14 protein-coding genes are annotated in these 21,936 nt (G+C 75.1%); 6 read left to right on the top strand and 8 right to left on the bottom strand.

What is annotated here, in order from left to right; all coding sequences use genetic code 11:
* Window positions 1–3 precede the first annotated feature (3 nt).
* The 3 genes from OG552_RS02955 to OG552_RS02965 all read right to left on the bottom strand — a co-directional run bounded on the left by OG552_RS02955 (window position 4) and on the right by OG552_RS02965 (window position 7,253).
* Entirely contained in the window at window positions 4–4,794 is a 4,791-nt protein-coding gene (locus OG552_RS02955) for a hypothetical protein (protein ID WP_329129312.1), read from the bottom strand.
* A gap of 31 nt (window positions 4,795–4,825) precedes the next feature.
* Window positions 4,826–5,692: a hypothetical protein gene (locus tag OG552_RS02960; protein ID WP_329129314.1), complete on the bottom strand. Its 867-nt coding sequence runs from the start codon at window positions 5,690–5,692 to the stop codon at window positions 4,826–4,828.
* A gap of 64 nt (window positions 5,693–5,756) precedes the next feature.
* Window positions 5,757–7,253 (bottom strand): hypothetical protein, encoded by a 1,497-nt coding sequence (locus tag OG552_RS02965; protein WP_443070857.1) that lies wholly within the window; start codon window positions 7,251–7,253, stop codon window positions 5,757–5,759.
* Window positions 7,254–7,363: 110 nt separating this feature from the next.
* Between OG552_RS02965 and OG552_RS02970 the strand changes: the two genes are divergently transcribed.
* From OG552_RS02970 to OG552_RS02980, 3 genes are all read left to right on the top strand, one after another.
* The gene (locus OG552_RS02970) at window positions 7,364–8,125 is read left to right on the top strand and encodes a LamB/YcsF family protein (RefSeq protein ID WP_329129316.1); all 762 of its coding nucleotides are present in this window, start codon (window positions 7,364–7,366) and stop codon (window positions 8,123–8,125) included.
* A gap of 79 nt (window positions 8,126–8,204) precedes the next feature.
* On the top strand, window positions 8,205–8,837 hold the full coding sequence (locus OG552_RS02975; RefSeq protein WP_329129318.1) for a 5-oxoprolinase subunit B family protein: 633 nt from the start codon (window positions 8,205–8,207) through the stop codon (window positions 8,835–8,837).
* The gene (locus OG552_RS02980; protein WP_329129320.1) at window positions 8,834–9,721 is read left to right on the top strand and encodes a biotin-dependent carboxyltransferase family protein; all 888 of its coding nucleotides are present in this window, start codon (window positions 8,834–8,836) and stop codon (window positions 9,719–9,721) included. The genes OG552_RS02975 and OG552_RS02980 overlap by 4 nt, the downstream gene beginning before the upstream one ends.
* On the opposite strand, the gene OG552_RS02985 is transcribed toward OG552_RS02980, so the two are convergent.
* The 4 genes from OG552_RS02985 to OG552_RS03000 form a co-directional block, all read right to left on the bottom strand.
* Window positions 9,613–10,587 (bottom strand): SGNH/GDSL hydrolase family protein, encoded by a 975-nt coding sequence (locus OG552_RS02985; RefSeq protein WP_329129322.1) that lies wholly within the window; start codon window positions 10,585–10,587, stop codon window positions 9,613–9,615. The two genes, OG552_RS02980 and OG552_RS02985, sit on opposite strands and share 109 nt — an antisense overlap.
* A complete protein-coding gene (locus OG552_RS02990) occupies window positions 10,584–11,774 on the bottom strand; it encodes a glycosyltransferase (protein ID WP_329129323.1) in 1,191 nt (396 codons plus the stop codon). Before OG552_RS02990 ends, OG552_RS02985 begins: the two co-directional genes overlap by 4 nt.
* Window positions 11,771–12,892 carry a glycosyltransferase family 4 protein gene (locus OG552_RS02995; RefSeq protein ID WP_329129325.1) on the bottom strand — a complete coding sequence of 374 codons (1,122 nt, stop codon included), beginning with the start codon at window positions 12,890–12,892 and terminating at the stop codon, window positions 11,771–11,773. The genes OG552_RS02990 and OG552_RS02995 overlap by 4 nt, the downstream gene beginning before the upstream one ends.
* A 220-nt stretch (window positions 12,893–13,112) precedes the next feature.
* Entirely contained in the window at window positions 13,113–14,576 is a 1,464-nt protein-coding gene (locus OG552_RS03000; RefSeq protein ID WP_329129327.1) for a HEAT repeat domain-containing protein, read from the bottom strand.
* Window positions 14,577–14,979: 403 nt separating this feature from the next.
* Here OG552_RS03000 and OG552_RS03005 point away from each other — a divergent pair, with 403 nt between their 5' ends.
* Window positions 14,980–16,434 carry a PP2C family protein-serine/threonine phosphatase gene (locus OG552_RS03005; protein ID WP_329129329.1) on the top strand — a complete coding sequence of 485 codons (1,455 nt, stop codon included), beginning with the start codon at window positions 14,980–14,982 and terminating at the stop codon, window positions 16,432–16,434.
* A gap of 181 nt (window positions 16,435–16,615) precedes the next feature.
* On the opposite strand, the gene OG552_RS03010 is transcribed toward OG552_RS03005, so the two are convergent.
* Window positions 16,616–18,130: a DNA-binding protein NsdB gene (locus OG552_RS03010; RefSeq protein ID WP_329129331.1), complete on the bottom strand. Its 1,515-nt coding sequence runs from the start codon at window positions 18,128–18,130 to the stop codon at window positions 16,616–16,618.
* A 345-nt stretch (window positions 18,131–18,475) separates the two neighbouring features.
* On the opposite strand from OG552_RS03010, the gene OG552_RS03015 reads away from it, so the two are divergent.
* Both OG552_RS03015 and OG552_RS03020 read left to right on the top strand, forming a co-directional pair.
* Window positions 18,476–19,558 carry an aminoglycoside phosphotransferase family protein gene (locus OG552_RS03015; protein ID WP_329129333.1) on the top strand — a complete coding sequence of 361 codons (1,083 nt, stop codon included), beginning with the start codon at window positions 18,476–18,478 and terminating at the stop codon, window positions 19,556–19,558.
* Between the two features lie 278 nt (window positions 19,559–19,836).
* Window positions 19,837–21,867: an N-acetylmuramoyl-L-alanine amidase gene (locus OG552_RS03020; RefSeq protein ID WP_329129335.1), complete on the top strand. Its 2,031-nt coding sequence runs from the start codon at window positions 19,837–19,839 to the stop codon at window positions 21,865–21,867.
* Window positions 21,868–21,936 lie beyond the last annotated feature (69 nt).

Below are 21,936 nucleotides of genomic sequence, written 5' to 3' on the forward strand. Positions count from 1 at the left end.
GTGTCACGGCCGCGGTTCCGCGGTTCCCGCGCCGGCCGTCGCGGCTTCCGCGGGGCGGCGGAACATCCGGGTGGCGGTGATCTCGCCGTGCACCTGCTCGCCGTGCGGATCGGGCACCGGCAGGCCGGGGCGCAGGTGCTCCTCCACGCTGATGTACTTCAGCCCGGCCCGCAGGTCCGCGTCGTTGCGCAGCCGGACCACGAGCGGGAATTCGGCGAGCGCCGTGGTGTCGAACAGTCCGGTGGTGTAGATGAGCTGCACGCCGAGCGCGTCGGCGACGGCCCGCTGGAGTTCCAGCAGATAGGTCGCGTTCGCGCGCCCGATGGGGTTGTCGAGGAAGAGGGTGCCGGCGTGCCGCTGCCGGTCCCGCCCGCGGTCGTTGCTGCGCAGCGCGGCCATGGTGCAGTACAGGGCGATGGCGGCGGTGAGCAGCTGGCCGCCGGAGAAGACGTCGCCCATCTGCCCGACCGGGACCCGCTCGGCGCGCAGTACGGCGTCCGGTTTGAGGATCTCCACCGCGATACCGCGGGGCTCCAGCGCGGCGGCGACCGCCCGCAGCAGCAGCGTCATACCGTCCCGGCGCAGGTCGGAGTTCTTGCGGACGGCGGCCCTGGTCGCCTCGTCGATGACCTCGCCGAGGCGTTCGGAGAGCACCGCCTGGTCGGGGTCCTCGAAGCGGATACGCAGGAACTCCTGCCCTGACCACTCGCCCAGCCCCTCGGGGAGCCGGGAGAGCCGCTGGGCGGAGCGCAGCGTGGCCAGCGACGACTCGACCAGGCCGCGCAGCCGGTCCACGATGCTGTCGCGGTTCCGCTCCAGCTGGCTCAGCTCGTCGGTGAGCACCCGCAGCCGGGGGGCGAAGGCGGTGGCCCAGGCGGCGGCGTGGTCGGGCAGCGCGGCGGCGGGCAGTTCCCTGATCTGCTGGCGGGCCGGGGTGCGCACCTGCTCGTAGCGGACCGCGTTGGCGTGCCGGATGAGGACGTCGGCGGCCTCGCGCAGCTGTGTCTCGGCGGTGGACAGGTCCGCGGCGCAGCCGCGCAGGCCGCGCCGGGCCTCGGCGGCGGCCTGCCGGGCCTCTTCCGGGCTGCCGGGGTACGGCTCCGGTTCCTCGTCCTCCGCCGCGGCCTGGGGGCCGTCCCGCAGCAGGTCACGGAGGGTCGCGGCGATCTCGTCGAAGCCGCCGGCCGCGTCCTCGGCGGCCCGGTGGGACCTGACGACGTCGGCGTGCGCGGTCCTGGCCTGCTCCAGCGCCTCGGTGCGGGAGGCCAGTTCGGTGGTGGCGGCGCGCAGTAGCTCCTGGGCGTGCTCGGCGTCGCGGGGGCGCAGTTCCGCCGGCAGTTCGGTGTGCGCGTCGCCGTCGGCCGGGGCGAGGCGTTCGGCGTCGCCGCGCAGCCGGCCGAGGCGCTCACTGGCGATGGACTGGCGGGATTCCAGGGTCTGCACCAGTTGTTCGGCCCGGGCCGCGGCGGCCTGCCGGGACGGGCCGTCGGCGCCGTCCGGGCCTTCGAGGAGCCGGGCGGCCCGGCTGCGGACCTTGTTGGTGAGGCGTTCGAGTTCGGCGAGGGCGGCGTTCTCGGTGCTTTCCGCGCGGGCCTGTTCGGCGCGCAGGTCGGCGCCGACGCCGACCTTCTCGTAGACCTGGGAGGCGGCGCGGTACGCCTCCCGCAGGGCGGGCAGCGACTGGGCCGAGGGCGCGGTGGCCGTGGTGTCCGGGCCGTCCTCGGGGGCGCCGGCGATCTCGGAGCGTTCCGCGCGCAGGACCCTGGCGGTGCGGCGGGCGTCGTCGGAGGCACGCTGGGCGGCGCGGCGGTCCTCGTCGGCGGCGCGGGCCCGGGCCAGGCACGCCTCGGCGCGGGCCTCCGCCTCAGCGGCGTCGGCGGCCAGTTCCCGGTTGCGGCGCTGCCAGTTGGCCCGCTCGCGCAGCCGGTGGGCGAGTCCGGCGAGCGCGTCGGCCCTGCGGCGGGCCTGCTCGGCGGCGGTGCGGCGTACGTCGTTCTCACCGGCCGCCTCCGCGGCGGCGGCGTCGGCCTCGGCCCGCTCCTCGCGGGTGGCGGCGAGTTCGGTACGGGCCCGGTCGGCGGTCTCCTTGGCGGCGGCCACGTCCGCGGCCAGTTCGGCGAGCCGGCCCTGCGGGCAGGCGGTGCGCCAGGAGGCGAGCCGGGCGGCGAGGGTCCGGTCGTGGGCGAGCCGGGCGGCGAGCGTCCGGATCTCCTCCTCCCGCGCGGTGGCCCTGGCCCGCAGCGCCTGCCGTTCACCGTCGGCGGCCAGTTCGTCGTGCATCGCCGGGTTCGGCGGTACGAGGTAGATGTCCTGGGCGGGGCCGGTCGCGGGCGGCGGGGCGAGCAGGGCGGCGGCGGTGCCCACCGCGACGGTGGAACGCGGCAGCAGGGCGGCCTGGGCCAGTACGTCCTTGGCACGGGCGTAGGTGTCCGGGTCCGTCACCACCACGCCGTCGACCAGTTCGGGGCGGGCGGCCAGCACCACGGCGTGGTCCACCGGGTCGACCGCCTGGGCGAGGTAGCGCCATCCGGGCAGCGCGGGGACGCCGTGCTCCCCGAGGTACTCGACGGTGGCCAGGACGTCGGGGCCGGCCGGCAGCAGTCCGCCGTCTCCGAGCGCGCCGAGGATGCGGGCGTCGTCCGCCGCCGCGGTGCGCAGTTCGAACAGCTGCCGCTCCGCGGTGCTCACCGAGTCGTCGAGCAGTTCCCGCAGGGAGTCGGCGAAGAGGTCGAGTTCCGCCGGGGTGAGCGGGGTGTCGCCGGTGCGGGCCGGCCGGCCGCCGGGGTCGTCCTGGCGTGCGGTGGCGGCGGACCTGGGGCCGGTGTCCGTGGTCAGGGGACCGGCGCCCGAGTCCCCGTCGCCGGACCTCGCGGGCGCGCCGGCGCCGGAGGTGCGGGCGGCCGGGATCGTCGGCGCGCCGGGGGCGTCGGCCGGTGTGCCGGCGGTGGCCGCCGGGAGGCTGAGGAGCGCGGCGAGGCGGGGGTCGGCGGTCAGGGCGGTGGCCGCGACGGTGGCCGCGGAGCGCGCGGACTCTGCGGTGGCCAGCGCGTCCGCCGCGCGGGCGGCGGCGAGTTCGGCGCGGGCTTCGGCTGACGCGGCCTCCCGGGCCCTGGCCACCGCGCCGGTGGCGGTCTCGGCGGCGGTCCGCGCCAGGGCCTCCGCGGTCTTCTCCGCGTCGGCGGCGGCCAGCGCCGCCCTGGCCGGGTCGGCGTCGGGGGCGGAGTCGTCCAGCCAGCCGGCCCGTACCGCGTCGGCGGTCTCCTGCTCGACCTCGGCGAGGCGCTGTCCGAGGTGTTCGCTCTCGCTGCGGGCCCGCTGGGCCTCGGTGGCGGCGGTGGTCGCGTCGTGGTGCGCGGTCTCGGAGAGGGCCTGGAGTGCGGCCGAGCGCTCCTCCTCCGCGTCGGCCTGCTCCTCGGCGCGGGCGGCCGCGGCCTGCAGCGCGCGTACGAGGTCGCCGGCCGCCGTGGTGCGGGCGGCGAGCGCGGGGGCGGCGTCGCGTTCGGCCTCGCGGATGGCCGCGGTGACCCGCTGCAGCCGGTCACCGGCCGCGCGGTGGCGCAGTACGGTCTCGGCGGTCTGCCAGGCGGCGTGCAGGGTGCGGGCGTCGCCCAGTTCGCGGCGCAGCGCGCCGGCGTCCTTCTCGGCGGCGGCCAGCGCCAGTGCGGCGTGCCGGTAGGCGAGTTCGGCGGCGATCAGGGCGCTGCTGCCGCGGGCCTGCTCGGCGTCGGTGACCAGGTGCGCGGCCCGGGCCATGTGCTGGGCGAGTTCGGCCGACCGGCCGCGCTCCTGCTGGGCGCGGGCCGACAGCCGCCGGGTCAGGGCGCGGGTGCGGCGCTCGGACTGGGCGTGCACGGCGCGGGCCTGGTCGCGGGTGCCTGCGGTGGCGATGATGCGTTCCAGCAGTTCCAGCGAGCCCGCGGTGAAGTCGCGTTCGGCGGTCAGTTCGGCGCGGCGGCCCAGCTTGCCGGCGAAGCCGTGCACCAGGTCGGCGAGGCCGTCGGTGTCGCGGGTGTCGGTGACGGCGCGCAGCAGCAGGTCGGTGAAGTCGGAGTCCTTCTTGACCGCGAAGAGACCGGCCGCCTCGCCCTCGTCGGCGTTCATCTCCCGCTGGTAGCGGAAGAGTTCGGGGTCAAGGCCGAGGTCGCCGAGGTGTTCGTTCCAGCGGTCGTGGATCTCCTCCCAGACCACCTCCAGGTGCGGGTAGGCCTTCCCGGCCTCGGTCACCGCGTCCCGGAAGCCCTTCATGGTGCGGCGCCGGCCGCGCGCACCCGACGTCCCGTCGACGAGCGGCCGGACCGCGGCGGACTCGGCGACCGGGAGCGCGTCCAGGCTCAGCCCCGGGCCCGGCCGGAAGGAGTACCAGGCCTCGGCGAACTTCCGCGGGTCCGGGGAGACCTGGCGGCCCCGCCACTCGCTGACCTTGCCGACCACCACGAGTTCACCGGTGAGGGTGTGCTGCCACTCCAGGGCCACGTGGCCGCAGTCCTCCGCCAGCAGGAACTTGCGCAGCACACCGGAGCTGGCGCCGCCGAGGGTGTTGCGGTGGCCGGGGAGCATCACCGAGAAGATCAGTTTGAGCAGCACGGACTTGCCGCCGCCGTTCTCCAGGAAGAGCACACCGGCGGGGGCCGGGCGGCGCGGCGGCCCGGACGGCTCGTCGGCGAAGAACTCACCCTGGGTGGGGGCGGGTCGCGGCACCGGTTCGCCGACGCCCCGCAGATCGAGCACGGTGTCGGCGTAGCGGGCGCCGGCCGGGCCGATGGAGTAGAGGCGGATGCGGGACAGCTCGTACATGCGGCGGACTCTCGTCGGGTCGTGGATTCCGTCAGGGCAGGGCGTGGAAGGGCAGGCCGGCGTCGACGGCCAGACCGGGCTCGTCGTCCTGGGCGGCCGGCAGCAGGGTGGCGGTGCCGTCGCCGACCGGGACCAGTCCGAGGTCGAGGAGTTCGGCCATGGCGGCGCTGCCCGCCATGTCGCGGACCTGCAACTGGTAGCGGGCGGTGGTGCGGTAGGTGCCGCCGGACTCGTCGCCGGTGCGCTGCAGGAAGCCGGAGTCGACCAGGAAGGCGACGGCCTTGCCGATGATGCCGGTGGTGGAACTCGCCAGCCGCCGGGCGTCCTTGGTGGCGCCGGTCGCGCTGCGGCGGGTCCACACCCGCCAGGCCGCCTCCAGGCCGGGGGCGTCGCTGGCCGGGTCGGTGTTCAGGCCGGACTCGTCGGCGCGTTCCTCCAGCCGGCGGCACGCCTGGCGGACGAAGGCGTCCACGCCGTGCACGGTGATCCGGCCGATGTAGCCGTCGTCGGCGAGGTCCTCCGGGCGGGGGAAGGCGAGGGCGGCCGCGGCGAGGTGGGCGAGGCCGTGCAGGAACCGGTCCCCGGTGTCGGAGGCGGCCCGCCGGGCGTAGTCGCCCATCCGGACCGCGAACAGGGAGTCCTCGCCGGCCGCGACGGCCATGCCCGCCCGCGGCGAGACCTCCAGGACGACCAGGCCGAGTCCGGTCGCCACCGCGTCCACCAGCCGGGCGAAGGCGGGCTCCTCCCGGTACCGCCGCACCAGATCCCCGTACTCGACGTCGCGGGCGGGCACCGTCCTGGGCTGCAGTCCGAAGCCCACCAGGCGCGCGGCGTCGGCCACGTCCCCGGTGGTGACCCCGGCCCCGGGCACCGTCCCGGTCTCGCTTGTCTCACTCATGTGCCGCTCTCCTCACTGGACCCGGTCCTGCGCGCTGCGTCCGGCCCCGGCAGGACGTCCCGGGTCATGCCGGCTCCGCGGGGCGGGCCGACAGGCGGGCGGTGCCGAGGATGAGGTCGGCGCCGGCGAATTCCGGGTCCTCCAGGGGGGTGCCGTCGTCGACGGCGAAGAGGATGTGCGGCTCGCCCTGGCGGTGGGCGGTGCCGACCGGCGGGGAGGCGGCGTGCACGGCGAGCAGCGCGAGGAGGTACGGGAGGTCGGGGTCGCGGCGGCGGGCCTCGGCGAGGAGACCGGACAGGCGCCGGGGGGCGTCGTGCGGGAGGTCGAGCAGCTCCAGAGCGGACTCCAGTTGCTCCTCGGAGAAACGGGAGTCGTCCGGGGTGGCGACCAGGTCGGGCTCGGGCATCTCGGCGCCGAGGTGTTCGCGTTCGACCGGGGGTGTCAGCAGCAGTTCGACGAGGTCGGCGACCCGGACCGCGGCCGGGGTGCGCAGTCCGGCCCCGCGGGCGAAGAAGGCGTCGGTGACCCGGGCCGCCTGCTCCACCGGCAACGGCAGCAGGGGCGCGACCAGTTGACCGTAGAGGTCGAGCCCGGCCCGGGCCGGGGGCGCGGCGAACGCCTGCCGGTCCTGCTCGGCGCGGAAGAGCGGCCCGGCCTCCAGCAGCCGTGACTGGAGCTGGGTGTGCCGGCGGATGCAGTCCTTGACGATGTCCACCAGTTCGGCGGCCCGCCGCTTGTGCTCGGGCTCCTCCGCCTCGTCGCGTGCCTTGCGGATGTTGGTGAGGATCGCGTTCTCGTGGCGGTACCGGTCGGCGACGTGGTCGAGTGCTTCGGCGATCATGTCGGGCACCTGCCGCAGCCAGTCGACCGCCCGTACGTTGCGCCGGGTGGCCTCCAGGGTGCGCCGGAGCGTCTCGGCGTACTGCACGGTGCGGTAGCGGGCCTGTTCGGCGGCGAGTTGGGCGTCGGCCAGCCGGCCGCGGCTGATCAGCACCTCCAGCTTGACCTCGGCGGCGATCTGGGCGCTGGTGACGTCGGTGTCGAGCGCGCCGACCAGTACGTTGACCGCTTCGTCGGTGGTCCGCAGATAGACGGTGCCGCCGGGGCCCGGCACCTCTTCGACCAGCTTGAAGTCGTAGTCCCGCCGCACATAGGCGCCGTCGGGGTCGAACGTGCCGTACACGGCGCGGAATCCGCGGTCCGCGCTGCCGACGTTGATCAGGTTCTCCAGCACCCAGCGGGCGACCCGCTCGTGCTCGGCGTGGCGGCGGTCCGGGGCCTGGGCGGCGACCCTGGGCAGGAGTCTGGCCACTATCTGGTCGTGGTCCGCGCCGGTGTCGAAGTCCATGTTGAGCGTGACCAGGTCGATCGCGGCCAGGGCCACCTCGGCCATCGCGTACACCGAGTACTCGCCGGCCAGATTCGCCTTGCGGGCGTCCAGGTCGTGCAGCGGCGCGGTGCAGGCCAGTGCCTTGAGCCTGCGGGCCAGGCCTTCGTCGGCCGCCGGGCCCGGCGCGGGGCGTGCGGCGCCCGGCAGCGAGTACGGGACGGTGGTGGTCACGCACCACACATTAAGCCGTGCCACCGACAACGCACGAAACGGCACGGACCCCCACGGGGCGGGCATGCCATGATCGTGCGGACGACGGAAACGACACCGGGCGGATCATCATGGCGGATGCGGTCATCGATCTCAACGCGGACCTCGGCGAGGGCTTCGGCCGCTGGCACCTCACCGACGACGAGGCGCTGCTGTCGGTGGTGACCAGCGCCAATGTCGCCTGCGGCTTCCACGCGGGCGACCCGGAAACGATGCGGCGGGTCTGCGCGCTGGCGGCCGAGCGCGGGGTGCGGATCGGCGCCCAGGTGTCGTACCGCGACCTGGCGGGCTTCGGGCGGCGCGCGATGGATGTGCCGCCGGACGAACTCGCCGCCGAAGTCGCTTACCAGATCGGCGCGTTGGAGGTGTTCGCCCGCGCGGCCGGCTCGGCGGTGTCCTATGTGAAGCCGCACGGGGCGCTCTACAACCGGGCGGTGCACGACAGCGAGCAGGCGGCCGCGGTGGTGGCGGGCGTCCGGCTCGCGGGCGGGCTGCCGGTGCTGGGGCTGCCGGGTTCCCGGTTGCTCGCCGAGGCGGCGGCGGCCGGGCTGCCGACGGTCGGTGAGGCGTTCGCCGACCGGGCCTATACGGCGGCCGGCACGCTGGTGCCGCGCCGCGAGCCGGGCGCGGTGATCGAGGACCCGGACGCGGTGGTGGCCCGGTCGGTGGCGCTGGCCGGGGAGGGCGCCGTCACCGCGCTGACCGGGGAGCGGGTGCGGGTCGGCGCCCGGTCGTTGTGCGTGCACGGCGACACGCCCGGCGCCGCCCGGCTGGCCGCCCAGGTCCGCGAGGCACTGGAGTCGGCGGGGCTGCGCGTGGCGGCGTTCGTATGAGGGCCGGGCGCGATGGGCAGCGTCCGTGTACCTCCGGCGCGCCGTATGGCGTCCGGACGACCGGCGCGGAGGGACGCGGATGAGGCTGGACGTCCGTGTGCTGCCGGCCGGTGCCCGGGCAGTCCTGGTGGAGACCGCGGACGGTGCGCAGGCGGAGGCGCTGCACGCCGAGTTGCTGCGGCGGCGGGCGGCCGGGGAGTTCGCCGAGGTCACCGAGATCGTGCCCGCCGCCCGGACGGTGCTGCTCAGCGGCCTCGCGGACCCGCGGGCCTTCGCGGTGGACGTGACGTGCTGGGACGTACCCCCGGTGGTGCCGGGTGAGGCGCCGGCCGTGGAGTTGCCGGTGCGGTTCGACGGGCCCGATCTGGCGGAGGTCGCCGGGCTCTGGGGGGTGAGTGCCGAGGCGGCCGTTGACATCGTCCAGGACACGCCCTTCCGCGTCGCCTTCTGCGGATTCGCCCCCGGCTTCGGTTACTTGACCGGTCTGCCGGAACGCCTGCACGTCCCGCGCCGCAGGACGCCCCGTACGACCGTGCCCGCGGGTTCGGTCGCGCTGGCCGGGCCGTACGCCGGTGTCTATCCGCGGCCCTCCCCCGGCGGCTGGCAGCTGATCGGCCGCACCGGCGCGCAGTTGTGGGACCCGGGGCGGGAGCCGGCGGCGCTGCTGGCCCCCGGCACCGAGGTCCGGTTCACCGCGGTGGCGGCCCGGTGACCGCCCGGGAGAGCACCTGCCTCGGGGTGGTCAGGGCCGGTGCGCTGACCACCGTGCAGGATCTCGGCCGCCCTGGCCACGCGCACCTCGGCGTGCCGCGCTCCGGGGCCCTCGACCTGCCCGCGCACCGGCTGGCGAACCGGCTGGTGGGCAACGCGGAGAGTGCGGCCACACTGGAGACGACGCTGAACGGCTGTGCGCTGCGGCCCTCGCAGCCGGTCGTGGTGGCCGTGACGGGTGCCGCGTGCCCGGTGCGGTTGGCCGGCCGGCCGGCCGCCTGGGGGGCTCCGGTGCGGGTCCCGGCGGGCGCGCTGCTGGACGTGGGCGCGGCGGTACGCGGTCTGCGCTCCTATGTGGCGGTGTCCGGCGGGATCGAGGTGCCGGCGGTACTCGGCAGCCGGTCGACGGATCTGCTCTCCGGGCTCGGCCCCGAGCCGGTGGCCGGTGGTGACGAACTGCCGGTGGGACCGGTCCGCGGCGGCAGCGGGGCCGCCGATGTGACGTTGTACGGCGGGTTCGCCGAGGAGTTGGTACTGCCGCTGGCGCCGGGGCCGCGGGACGACTGGTTCGCGCCCGGCGCCCTGAGGACGCTGGCCCAGGGCGCGTACAGGGTCTCCCCGCAGTCCAACCGGATCGGCCTGCGCACGCTGGGCCCGGCTCTTGACCGGGCCCGCGACGGCGAACTGCCCAGCGAGGGCATGGTGCTGGGCGCTGTCCAGGTGCCTCCCGACGGCCGCCCTGTCGTCTTTCTCTCGGATCATCCGACCACCGGCGGTTATCCGGTCATCGGTGTGGTGCCCGAGGGCTCGCTTCCGGCCGCCGCCCAGTCGCCGCCGGGGACGAGGATCCGTTTCGTACCGGTGGCCCCCACCCGCCTGGTGTAGCCGGCCGGCGCCGTCCCGGTCAGGCCGAGGCCGTCCAGGGCACGGGCGGTGGCCTCGGCCGCGGCGAGGTCGAGCAGCGGCGCGGTGCCGCGGCGGACGTGCCGGTACTCCTCCCAGGCCAGCCGGAGCAGGTCCGGCAGCAGGTCGGTGCAGCGGTCGGCGACCCATCGGGTGCCGCGGGTGGCCATCCACCACACCGAGGCGGCGGGACCGGGCGGCGCACCGTCCGGTTCCGGCTGCGGGGCCGGTCCGGTGGCGACCCCGGCCGCGGCCAGGCAGGCGTGGAAGTCCCGGGCGAGCAGCCGGTGCCCGGTCTCGCTCGGGTGCAGGCGGTCGGCGCTGAGCGCCCCGGGACTGGTGGTCCAGGGGTGGTCGGCGGCGTGCACGTGCAGGGCGCCGTGGTGCGCGGACAGCGCGTGCACGGTGTCGTTGAGCGCCCGCATCCGCCGCTCCAGCGGCCTGGCGAGCGGCCAGGGCAGGTTGAGCACGGTGCCGGGGTCGGGCAGGCACGCGGTGAGCACGTCGGCCCCGGCGGCCCGCAGCGCGCCGATCGCGTGGTGCAGGTCGCCGGCGACGGCCTCGATGTCGAAACCGCCGCGGAGCGTGTCGTTGCCGCCGGCCACGACGGAGGCCAGGTGCGGCCGGTGCCGCAGCGCGGTGGCCAGTTGCTCGCCGGCCACATCGCCGGTACGGGCGCCGCTGGAGGCGGCGTTGACCACCACGGTGTCCTGCGGCCGTTCGGTGATCCCCTCCGCGAGCAGCACCGCCCAGCCGCGCCATCCGCCGCGGGGCAGCGGGTCGCCGATGCCCTCGCTGAGCGAGTCGCCGAGCACCGCGAACCGTACGGCGCTCCTCTCGGCGGTCATGACGGCATCCGTTCGGAGACCCGGTCGAGGGCCGCTCCGTGTGCGGTGAGGAAGGCGTCGACCGCGGCCGACCAGGTGTAGAGCTCGGCGCGGGCACGGGCCTGGGCGCGCCGGTCCGCGACCGGCCTGGCGAGCAGCCGCCGTACCGCGGCGGCGTATTCGGCGGGGGTGTCGGCGGCGGCGCCGGCCGGGCCGACCAGGGCGGGCAGCGCGGAGCGGGAGCTGACCACCACCGGGGTGCCGCAGCCCAGCGTCTCCAGGGCGGCGAGACCGAAGGTCTCCACCGGGCCGGGGGCCAGCGCCACATCGGCGCTGGCCTGGATCGCGGCCAGTTCGGCGCGGGACTTGACGTGGCCGAGGAAGGTGACGGGCAGCCGGTTGACGCGCGCGTGGGTGGTCAGGCGGGCCCGCAGCGGGCCGTCGCCTGCCACCACGAGGGCCGCGTCGACGCCCTCGGCCCGCAGCCGGGCGAGGGTGTGCAGGGCGGTGTCCGGCTTCTTCTCCGGGGACAGCCGGGAGCACATGACCAGCAGCACCTGCGCGCCGCCCGCGTACCGGTCGCGCACCGCCTTGTCGTGGTAGGAGGGGTGGCACCCTTCCAGGTCCACGCCGAGCGGGGCCCGTACGACGTTGCGGGCGCCGATCCGCTCGAACTCCGCCGCGGCCCAGGCGGTGGTGCACACCACCTTGGTGTAGGACAGCGCGGTACGGCGGTTGAGGGCGTCGGCGGCGCGGCGGGCGGTGCCGGCCGACAGGCCCCAGGTGCCGAGCACTCCGTCGGCGCTCTCGTGCGAGACCATCACCGCGGGGACGCGGTGCCGGCGGGCCCATTCGCCGGTCCAGCGCAGGGTGGTGCGGTCGGAGACCTCCAGCCGGTCCGGCCGGAGGGACTCCAGCAGTGCCTCCAGGGGCGCCCTGCGGGCCAGCAGCCGGTAGCCGCCGGTGCCCGGGATCTCCGGTCCCGGCAGGGTGATGACCCGTCCCTGTGCGGTGAGTTCGTCGCTGCGGCCGGCGCCGGGGATGACCAGCACGGGTTCGTGGCCGGCAGCGGCGTACCCCTCGCCGAGGTGCCGCAGCGCGGTGCGCAGGCCGCCGGAGACGGGGGTGACGAAGTTGGCGAGCCGGACGATGCGCAGGCCCCGCTCCGGCTCACGCGGGTACGGGGCGGGGGCGGTGGGGGTGCTCATGCCGCCACCGCCTGGCGCTCGACGAGGACCTGGGCGTAGTGGTCGAGCAGCAGGTCGCCGACGGCCTCCCAGGTGCGGGCGGCCACCGCCGCACGGGCGGCGGCGGCGAAGCGGACCCGCAGCCTGGGGTCGGCGTGCAGCATCTGGACCGCGACGCGGACGGCGGTGGCGTCACCGGGGGGCACCAGCAGTCCGGTCCGCCCGTGGTCGACCAGGTCCAGCGGACCGCCGGCGGCGGGGGCGACCACCGGCACGCCGCTGGCCATCGCCTCCTGCACGGTCTGGCAGAAGGTCTCGAACGGGCCGGTGTGGCAGAAGACATCGAGCGAGGCGTAGATACGGGCGAGGTCGTCGCCGGTTCTGCGGCCGAGGAAGACCGCGCCGGGCAGCGCGGTCTTCAGGCCGGGCAGGCTCGGTCCGTCGCCGACGACGACCACCCGCACGCCGGGCAGCGCGCAGACCTCGGCGAGGAGTTCGACCTGCTTCTCGGCCGCGAGCCGGCCGACGTATCCGACGATCAGCTCGCCGCGCGGGGCGAGTTCGCGGCGCAGTTCCTCGTCGCGGTGGCCGGGGTGGAAGCGGACCGAGTCGACACCGCGCGGCCACAGGTGGACCCGGGGCACGCCCTGGCCCTCCAGTGCGCTGACGGAGGCGGTCGAGGGGGCCAGGGTCCGGGCGGCGCCGGTGTGCACGCCGCGGATCCGGCGCCAGGCGGCGGCCTCGCCGGCGTTGAGGTACGTCTTGGCGTAACCGGCCAGGTCGGTCTGGTAGACGGCGACGGCGGGGATGCGCAGCCGGGTGGCGGCGGCCAGACCGCGGACGCCCAGGACGAACGGGCTGGCCAGGTGGACGATGTCGGTCCGGTGCGCGGCGATGGCGGCGGCGGTGCGCCGGCCCGGCAGCGCCACCCGCACCTGCGGGTAGCCGGGGAGCGGCAGGGAGGGGACGCGGACGACCGGGCAGGGGTCCTGGCCGGGTTCAGGCAGTTGCGGTCCGGCCGGCGCTATGACCAGGGGGTCATGGCCGCGCCGGGCGAGGTGTTCGGCCGTGCGCAGCGCGCAGTGGGCCACTCCGTTGACGTCGGGCGGGAAGGACTCGGTGACGATGGCGACTCGCATACGGTGGTTGTCGCCGTATTTGAAGTTGTCAGGGCCACGTGGATCTTTCCCTCAGTGAAACGCCCCATGAGCTTCTGGATCGCGGCTCACCCGGCGGAACCTCTGGGGCGCCCGTGGCGTTCCGGTCGGGCGGTGGCCGGCCGCCCGGGCGCGGCGGGATCCGGTGGCGGGGCGGCCGTCGGACGGGGTGTCACCGGCCGGAACCGCGTCGGACGGAATGTCACCGGCCGGGACCGCCGGAGCTGAGCCGGCCGCGTACCGCGGTCTGCACCTCGGCCTCCTCGGCGGGATCCGCGGCCAGCCGGCGCAGTTGCGTCAGCACTCTGACGTCCCCGGACGCGGCTTTGTGTGCGGCGAGTTCGCGGGTGCTCTCCTCACAGTCCCACAGGCACTCGACGGCGAACCCGGCGCCGAACCCCGGGTCGGCGGCGGCGAGCGCCTGGGCGGCGGTGCCGCGCAGCTGCGAGGAGGAGGTCTCCCGGTACAGGTGCCGCAGGACGGGTGCGGCGCGGCAGGCGGTGAGCTGTCCTTCGTGACCGGGTGCGCCGGCCGCCAGCCGCCCGGCGCCCGCCACGAGGGCGTCGAGCCCGTCGGCGTCGGCGCCGCCGGTCTGTACGGTGCGGCGGAGCGCCGCCAGCACCAGGCCGGCGTCCTGCGGGCCGCCGTGCCGGGCCAGGATGCGGGCGGCGGCGGAGCCGAGCGGGTCGGTGCGGGGCGCCCAGGCGCGGGCGCGGGCCATGGCGTCGTCGTCCCTGAGCCGTTCGAAGGACTCCAGGGCCGCGCGTTCCACCCGCTCGTCGCCGCAGCAGGCGGCGGCTTCGATCAGGTCCAGCCGCTGGGGGTCCCGGCGGTCGGTGAGATGGCGCAGCGCGGCGGCGCGGGCGGCGGACGGCCCCTGCCGGGCTGCCTCCAGCAGGGTGGGCCGGTCCTCGGGGCCTGCCACGGCGGCCAGGCAGCGGGCGGCGGGCTGGTCGCGTTCGACCGCCGGATAGGCGGCCAGGCCCTCCTGGGCCCAGACGAGCACGGCGCCGACGCTCCAGCCGGGGGTGGGTCCGGCCGGCCGCAGTTGGCGTTGCCAGCGGTCGAAGGAGACCTGTTCCTGGGCCCGGCGGACGCGCGCCGCGGTGCCGGGGTGGGCCCCGTCCTCGGCCCAGAGCTGCCAGGGCCGGGGCTCGTAGGCCTCGCGGACCGCGCGGGCGAGTTCGGCCTCGCCTTCCGGGGTGTGCGGGAAGCGGGCCACCACGGCGGGGCCGAGGGCACGCAGCGCGGCCTCGTCGTCGTCGCGGACGGCCAGTTCGTCCAGTGCCCATTCCCAGCAGCCGCCGGTCGCCGCGTAGCGCCGCAGCAGCCGCAGCGCGTCGCGGCGGCCGTAGCCGGCCAGGTGCCCCAGCACCGACAGGGCCAGGCCGCAGCGGTGCTCGTCGGGGGCGATCAGGTCGTCGGGGTGGAAGAGGTGCTGTTCGATCCCGTCGAGCGGGCCTTCCAGGTCCGAGTACAGGCGCGCGTAGTAGAGGGAGCGCGACTCCACCCGCCAGTCGAGGCGGGGGTCGCGCAGTACGCATGCCTCAAGGGCGGCGAGGGCCTCCGCCCGCGGCGCCGCCAGGGCATGCAGGGGCCCGTCTCCACGTCCTCTCTGCAGGAGGCCGAGAAGGGTGCCACTGGGCGCTATGTCTGGGTCGAACATGAGGTCAGCATCCGGTGCGGGGGGAATCATGGCAACGGGATTTCCGCTGCCGGTGCCCGGCATCCTTGCCGGGCGCCGGGCATTCCATACCTGGCGGTAGCGAGGATTCCGTGGGGACGGGCGGCGGAATCCTACCGAGTCCGGGGGCGGGATGTCGCTTCCGGGCGTTCTCTTCCCCCTGGGCGGTCCGCGGCGGCCCCTGGCCGCCCGTGGGGGGGGAGCGCGTGGTGTCCTCCGGGGGGACGGCGGCCCGCCAGGCGATTGGCATATGCCAGGAGCACCGGCAGAACGGGTATCGCGGAAACCCTTACAGCCCATCGCTCGCTGTGCAACAGTCGTTACCGGTCTTCCCGTCCGCCACGGCCGCCGTAAGGCGTGCCGGCAGACACCTTCGGAGTGCGTCATGCCGTCCCCCACGCACGCGGATCACACCGCAGCGCAGCCACCGGACCCTGGTGCTGTGGACGCGCTGATCTCCCAGGCGCGTCAGTTGCGCACCCGGGTGGACGCGGTGCTGCGCGACAGTGCCGTCGCCGCCGAGGATCCTCAGCTGCGCTGGCAGCGGGCCCTGTGCGACCTGGCCGTCCACCAGCTGGACGACCTGGGTACCCACCTCGGCCAGCTCAAGGACGGCTTCGCAACGGACGCCGGACCCGACGGCGGAGCGCTGGACCTCTCCGCGGGCATACCGCTCCCCGACCCGGGGACCGTCGGCGCGCTGGGCCGGGCGGGCAGCGCCGAGTGGGATCTGCTCACCGACGGTGTCCAGTGGTCGGACGAGCTCTTCCGGATCTTCGGCCGATCGCCCGGGGAGGGCCCGCTGACGCTCGACGAGCTGCCGTCGTGGCTCTTCTCCGAGGACCAGCAGCTGCTCACCGAGATGGTCACCGGCTGCCTGGTCGACGGACGGCCGATCGACTGCGAGTTCCGTATCGTGCGCGCGGACGGCACGGTCCGTACGGTGCACATGGTGGGCGAACCGGTGCTCGGCGCCGACGGCGGGACGGTGTCCATGTGGGCGGTGATCCGTGACGTCAGCGATCTGCGGCGCAGCCAGCGCACGCTCCGGGAGACCCGTGACTCCCTGGAGCGCCAGCGGCGCATCGCCCAGACCGAGCGCCGGCTGGCGGTCGAGCTGCAGGAGGCCGTGCTCCCCCCGTGGCGCGGCACCCTGCGGTTCCCGCAGGACGGAGGCCCCATCACCATGGACCTCGCCGCCCACTACCTCCCCTCCGGGACCAGTGCGCTGATCGGCGGTGACTGGTACGACGCGATGCAGTTGCCTGACGGCTCCTCCTTACTCACCGTCGGCGATCTGACCGGCCACGGCGTGGCGGCCACCTCGGGCATGGCGATGCTGCTCGGGGCGCTGCGCGGGATGGCCGTCGCCGGCCTCCAGCCCGGCCCGCTGATGGGCTGGCTCAACGAACTCCTCGACACCTCCCCGCAGCCCGCCCTGGGCAGCGCGCTGTGCTGCCGTTACGAGCCGGACACCCGGCTTCTGCAGTGGTCGCAGGCCGGCCACCCGCCGCCGCTGCTCTTCCGCAACGGGATCGGCCGGGCGCTGGACCCGCCGGACGGTGTGCTGCTCGGCGCGACCTCCGGCGCGCAGTACGCCCAGGCCGGCGAGCAACTGGCGGCCGGTGACCTGCTGGTGCTGCACACCGACGGGCTGATCCCCCGCAGGAGCGCCGACACCGCCGCCGGCACCCACAGCGGTGCCGACCGCCTGCTGGCGATGGCACCGCTGTTCGCCACCGCGAAGTCCGCACAGGACTGCGTGCGGCTGGTGGCCGAGGAGTTCGGCATTCCGGAGCGCGAGGACGACGCCTGCGTACTGATCGCAAGGATCGCCTGAGCACACCGGGTGATGCCCGTCGCCCGGTAACCCGCGGTGACAACTGCTCTGTTCGGTCCGGCCCGTTCGGCGTCAGGCCGGCGTCACGCGAGTTGGACCCCGGGGGACGGTGCTGCGGCCGGGCCGGCCGCTCCGGCCGGATCGGTGCTGCCCGTTTCGTCGTTCTCGCCGGTCATACGGATCATACGGACATCCGGCCCGTCCCCTTGCTCCGGGTGCTCTTCGGGGCGCTCCGGGTGCCGCGGCCCTTGCGCCGGGGCAGCGCCGCCTCCAGCTCCTGCCGCAGGTCCTGGATCCGCGGCTGGCCGGCGTACCGGCCGGTGAGCAGGTACATCTCGTGGAGCCGGTCCCAGGTGCGGTGCGAGGAGGTCTGCCCGATGGTCAGCAGCGCCCTGCGCGCGTAGGCGTCGCCCTGGTCGGGGTCGCCGGCGATGAAGCAGGCGGCGGCGAGGGAGAGCAGGTCGAAGATGGTGGAGCGTTCATGGCCTTCGGTACGCAGCCTGATCGCTTCCCTGCCGTGGATCTGGGCCCGCGCCGCCGCCGACGGTTCGTAGGTGGCCAGCGTGCGGTACGCCAGGGCCTGCATGCCGTGCAGATCGGCCTCATCGAAGTTCGCCATCCAGCTGGGACGTTCGATCTCGTTCCGGTCAGAGGCGAACAGGTCCTCGGCCTCGCCGAGGGTGCGCCGCATCTCCTGGCCGCGGCCCATGGACGCCTGTGCCCACGCCTCGATGGTCTGCAGCATCGCGCGGGCCTGCGGCGGGGCGGCGTCCCCGGTGCCGGACTTGGCGAGGCTCATCAGATCGAGGGCCTCCTCCGGCCGGCCCAGGTGCACCATCTGGCGGGCCGCGCGGGACAGCGCCTCACCGGCCCGCGGCCGGTCGCCGCCCTCGCGTGCGGCGTGCGCGGCGAGCACGAAGTACTGCTGAGCGGTGGGCTCCAGGCCCACGTCGTGGGACATCCACCCGGCCAGGACCGCGAGGTTGGCGGCCACACCCCACAACCGCCGCTGCAGATGCGGCGGATGGGGATAGGAGAGCATGCCGCCCACCTCGTTGAGCTGGCCCACCACGGCCTTGCGCTGCAGGCCCCCGCCGCGGGAGGCGTCCCAGGCGCGGAAGACCTCGACGGAGTGCTCCAGGGACTCGATCTCCTGGGCACCGATCGGCGCCGCCTCGTAGCGGTCGTGGTCGGCGGGGTCCGCTCGCAGCGGGTGGTCCATTACGGGGGCGTCGGCCCGCAGGGCCGGATCGGTGTGCAGCCAGTCGTACATGGCAGTGCTGAGTACGGAACCGGAGGCGAGCGCGGCGCCCGCGCCCACCAGACCGCGTCGGTTGAGCATGAGGTCCATTCCCGTGAATTCGGTGAGGACCTCCGCGGTTCGCTCCGGCTGCGGCAATGGCAGGCCGTCTCCGGTCTGTCTCTTTCCTGTCTGCCGGCGCCGGTCGAACCCGAGATCCTCGATGGTCACGACACGGCCGAGACGCTCGGTGAACAGCGCGGCCAACACCTGCGGCACGGGATCGCGCGGCGACTCACCGGTGTCGATCCAGCGGCGTACCCGCGAGGTGTCGGTCGCCAGCTGCGGGTGGCCCATGGCCGCCGCCTGCCGGTTGACCAGCCGCGCGAGTTCGCCCTTGGACCAGCCGGTGAGGCCGAACAGGTCCGCGAGTCGGGTGTTGGCTTCATTGCCCACGTCAAGCCCCCAGGTTCCTCGGCACAGTTGACAGTAATCCCGCTGACATGGGCCCCGCGACTATTCGCCAGGGTTCGCCAGGGTGCGCCAGATGGTCTGCCACCCGCGGCGGGGTGTCAGGTAGGAAAGCGCCACCCCGCCCGGCAACAGCCGGGCTCCGTACGGTCCTTCGCCGGACCGTCGGGGGAGGACCCGGCGCGAGGACGGACCGGCCCCGCCGGCCGGGACCGCATTCCCCAGGGTGCGGCGCCCGGCAGGCGGGGCCCGGCACCCGGACCCCGCGCCGTGGCCCGCCGCGGCGGCGCCCCTGAACTCGTAGGCACACGAAGGGATCTGCTCTCCGTCATGTATCCGGCATCGTCCTCCGTGTCCGCTCCGCCCCGGCCCGTGTACCCGTCGGTCGCCGAGCCGGTGCTCAGGCCCCGCCAGGCCACCGCGGTCCGGCGCGGTCTGGCGGCCGGCTCCCATCCGCTCAGCGGAAGGCTCGACCTGACCGGTCCCCAAGGCAGCCAGCTGCGTACCGCGGTGGCCGCGGTGCAGCGGATCTGTCCCGAGTTCACCCCTGTCCAGCTGCTGCGCCGCGGCGGCCGTACCGCACTGCTGATCGGCAGCTCGGGACGCGCTCCGGCGGTCGTCAAGTGTCTGCTCGACCACTCCCCCGCGTGGACGGAACGTTTCCGCCAGGAGATAGCCGCCTACCGCACCTTCGTGCGGCACCGGCCGCCGGTCCGGGTGCCCCGGCTGATCGCGGCCGATCCGGAGAGCTGTGTCCTGGTGATGGAGCGGATGCCGGGACGGGTGGTCGCGCCGCAGCGGCACCCCTCGCAGCCCCCCACCCGCGCTGATGTGCGGGCCGCGCTGTCGGCGTACTCCCGGATCAACATGTGGCGCCCGCCCACCGGTTCCTTCGACGCGCCCATCGACTACCCCTCCAGGATCAGCCGTTACCACGAGCTCGGGCTGCTCACCGACCGGGACCTCGGCGACCTGCAGAAGCTGCTGCACGGACTGACGCACGCACAGGGGCAGTTCTGCCACGGCGACGCGCTGCTCTCCAATGTGCTGCTCTCCCCGGCCGGGCCCTCGCTGGTCGACTGGGAGCACTCCGGCTGGTATCTGCCGGGCTACGACCTCGCGGTGCTCTGGTCGGTGCTCGGCGACGACCCGGCGGCCCGCCGGCAGATCAGCCAGCAGGCGCAGGCACCCGGCCCGGCCGCGCGGGACGCCTTCCTGGTGAACCTGATGCTGGTGCTGACCCGGGAGATCCGCACCTACGAGATGGCCGTGCAGCGCACCATGCGGGCCACCGGCCCGGTGCCGCCGGGCGCCGCCGAGACCGGCGAGGAGCAGCGGCTGCTGCTGCGCCGGCTGCACGACGACTGCGGCATGGCCCGCGGAGCGGTCCGGGCGGCGGTGGGGACCCGTTGAGCGGGCGAGGAGTACCGCCGGCCGGGCGAATCGTCACTGCGGCCACCTGCCGTCAGACCCGGCGGCGCGGGCGAAAGCTTGGGCGACCTGCGCCGTACGGTGTCCGCCCCGCCCGGTCCGCCGCACCGGTCCACACCACTGATGCCTGGCAGGTCGGCGCCCTGTCGCCGCGAAACTTCCGCGGAACCGACTCTGAAGTGCGACGACGACGAAGGCGACACCGTATACGGCCTGTTGACGGATAGTTGACGGACCCTGTGCCGGCCGGTACCTCTGTGATGCCTGTTCGACCGGTATTCCATGGAGGAGGCCCCGTGCCAGGAAACGCTCCCCCGTCCGGCAGACGCCGCGCCCGGCGGCTGCCGCGTACGGTGACCGCCGTCGCCGCAGCCGCCGCACTGCTGCCGGTGTTCGGCACCGCGCACGCCGCACAGGCGGAGCCGGGCGCCGCGACGAGCCCGCTCCAGCGGGCCTTCGGCGACGCCGCGGAGCACTACCACGTGCCGCAGAGCGTGCTGCTCGGCGTGTCCTATCTGGAGTCCCGCTGGGACGGCCACCAGGGCATGCCGAGCGTCACGGGCGGCTACGGCCCGATGCACCTGACCGACGCCCGTACCGCCCTCACCGACTTCCCCGGCTCCGCGGTCGGCGACGGTGGTGACGGCCGCGGCGACGACTCCCGGCCGCTGATCACCTCGGCCACCATCGAGGCGCCCGACATCGCGGCCCTCCCGGCGAGCCTGACCACCCTGGACCGGGCCGCCGCTCTCACCGGCCTGCCCGCCGACGCGCTGCGCACGGACCCCGCCGACAACGTCGCGGGCGGCGCCGCCCTGCTGGCGAGCGCCCAGAAGTCGCTCGGCGAGGCACTGAGCGACGACCCGGCCGACTGGTACGCGGCGGTCGCCCGCTACTCCGGCGCCGACGACCGGGCGACCGCCACGTCCTTCGCCGACGACGTCTTCGACGTCATCCGGCAGGGCCAGGTCCGGACCACCGACACCGGTCAGCAGATCCGGCTCGCCGCGCTGCCGTCCCTGCGGCCGGCCGCCGGCCAGGCGGCCCGGGTGGGCCTGCGCCGGACCAACGCCACCGGGACCGAGTGCCCGCCGGGGCTCGGCTGCGAGTGGGTGCCGGCGCCCTACCAGGAGACCGGCGGCGGGGACTACGGCAACTACGACCTCGCCGACCGCCCGCACGACGAGAAGATCGACACCATCGTCATCCACGACACCGAGGGCTACTGGGACACCGCGATGCAGCTGGTCCAGGACCCGACGTATCTGGGCTGGCACTACACCGTACGGTCGTCCGACGGCCATGTGGCCCAGCATGTGAAGACGCAGGACGTCGGCTGGCACGCGGGCAACTGGTACACCAACGCCAAGTCGGTCGGCGTGGAGCACGAGGGCTTCCTGACCGATCCGGACGCCTGGTACACCGAGGCGATGTACCGCTCGTCGGCGCGGCTGGTGAAGTACCTGGCGGCGAAGTACCGCATCCCGCTGGACCGGCAGCACATCCTCGGTCACGACAATGTGCCGGGCCCCACCGGCTCGTACATCTCCGGAATGCACACCGACCCGGGCCCGTACTGGGACTGGGGCCACTACATGGAGCTGCTCGGCGCCCCGATCCACGCGACGGCCGGCTCCTGGGGCGGCATCGTGACCATCGACCCGGACTACGAGACCAACCAGCCCGTCTACACCGGCTGCGTCACCGCCGGCGACACCTGTCCGGCGCACGGCTCGGCGGCGGTACGGCTCTACTCCGCGCCCAGCCAGGACGCGCCGCTGGTGCGGGACATCGGACTGCACGGCGCCACCGGCGCGAGCACGACCGGCGTCAACGACATGGGCGCCCGGGCCACGGCCGGGCAGCAGTTCGCGGTGGCCGGCCGGCAGGGCGACTGGACGGCGATCTGGTACCTCGGCCAGAAGGCGTGGTTCCACAACCCGCGGCGTGACCCCACCGCGGTGAACGCGCTCGGCCTGGTGATCACCCCGAAGAAGGGCCTGGACACCATCCCGGTCTACGGCCGCGCCTACCCCGAGGCGTCGGCCTTCCCGGCGGGCGTCCCGGTGCAGTCCCTGACCCCGATGCCGTACACGGTGCCCGCAGGGCAGCGGTACGTGGTCGGCGGCGCGGTGCACGGCGAGTACTACTACGCGGTGACCTTCGACCCCGCGAGCCACCAGGTGGTCCGCGGGAAGCAGCTGTACTACGAGATCCAGCTCGGCGCACGGATCGAGTACGTCAGGGCCGACGACGTGACGCTGCTGCCGTCGCTGCTCGGCGCGCCCTGACCGGAGCCGGACGCGGAGAACACGACGAGGCCGGCCGGGCTGCTGCCCGGCCGGCCTCGCGCATACCGC

The organism is Streptomyces sp. NBC_01476, from assembly GCF_036227265.1.
Classification (GTDB): domain Bacteria; phylum Actinomycetota; class Actinomycetes; order Streptomycetales; family Streptomycetaceae; genus Actinacidiphila.

Bases quoted from the DNA above. Each gene is read 5' to 3' on its own strand.
- OG552_RS02995 (WP_329129325.1), bottom strand. From the start codon at position 12,892: ATGCGAGTCGCCATCGTCACCGAGTCCTTCCCGCCCGACGTCAACGGA.
- OG552_RS03020 (WP_329129335.1), top strand. From the start codon at position 19,837: ATGCCTGTTCGACCGGTATTCCATGGAGGAGGCCCCGTGCCAGGAAAC.
- OG552_RS02955 (WP_329129312.1), bottom strand. From the start codon at position 4,794: ATGTACGAGCTGTCCCGCATCCGCCTCTACTCCATCGGCCCGGCCGGC.
- OG552_RS02975 (WP_329129318.1), top strand. From the start codon at position 8,205: ATGAGGCTGGACGTCCGTGTGCTGCCGGCCGGTGCCCGGGCAGTCCTG.
- OG552_RS03005 (WP_329129329.1), top strand. From the start codon at position 14,980: ATGCCGTCCCCCACGCACGCGGATCACACCGCAGCGCAGCCACCGGAC.
- OG552_RS02970 (WP_329129316.1), top strand. From the start codon at position 7,364: ATGGCGGATGCGGTCATCGATCTCAACGCGGACCTCGGCGAGGGCTTC.
- OG552_RS02985 (WP_329129322.1), bottom strand. From the start codon at position 10,587: ATGACCGCCGAGAGGAGCGCCGTACGGTTCGCGGTGCTCGGCGACTCG.
- OG552_RS03015 (WP_329129333.1), top strand. From the start codon at position 18,476: ATGTATCCGGCATCGTCCTCCGTGTCCGCTCCGCCCCGGCCCGTGTAC.
- OG552_RS03000 (WP_329129327.1), bottom strand. From the start codon at position 14,576: ATGTTCGACCCAGACATAGCGCCCAGTGGCACCCTTCTCGGCCTCCTG.
- OG552_RS02990 (WP_329129323.1), bottom strand. From the start codon at position 11,774: ATGAGCACCCCCACCGCCCCCGCCCCGTACCCGCGTGAGCCGGAGCGG.
- OG552_RS02960 (WP_329129314.1), bottom strand. From the start codon at position 5,692: ATGAGTGAGACAAGCGAGACCGGGACGGTGCCCGGGGCCGGGGTCACC.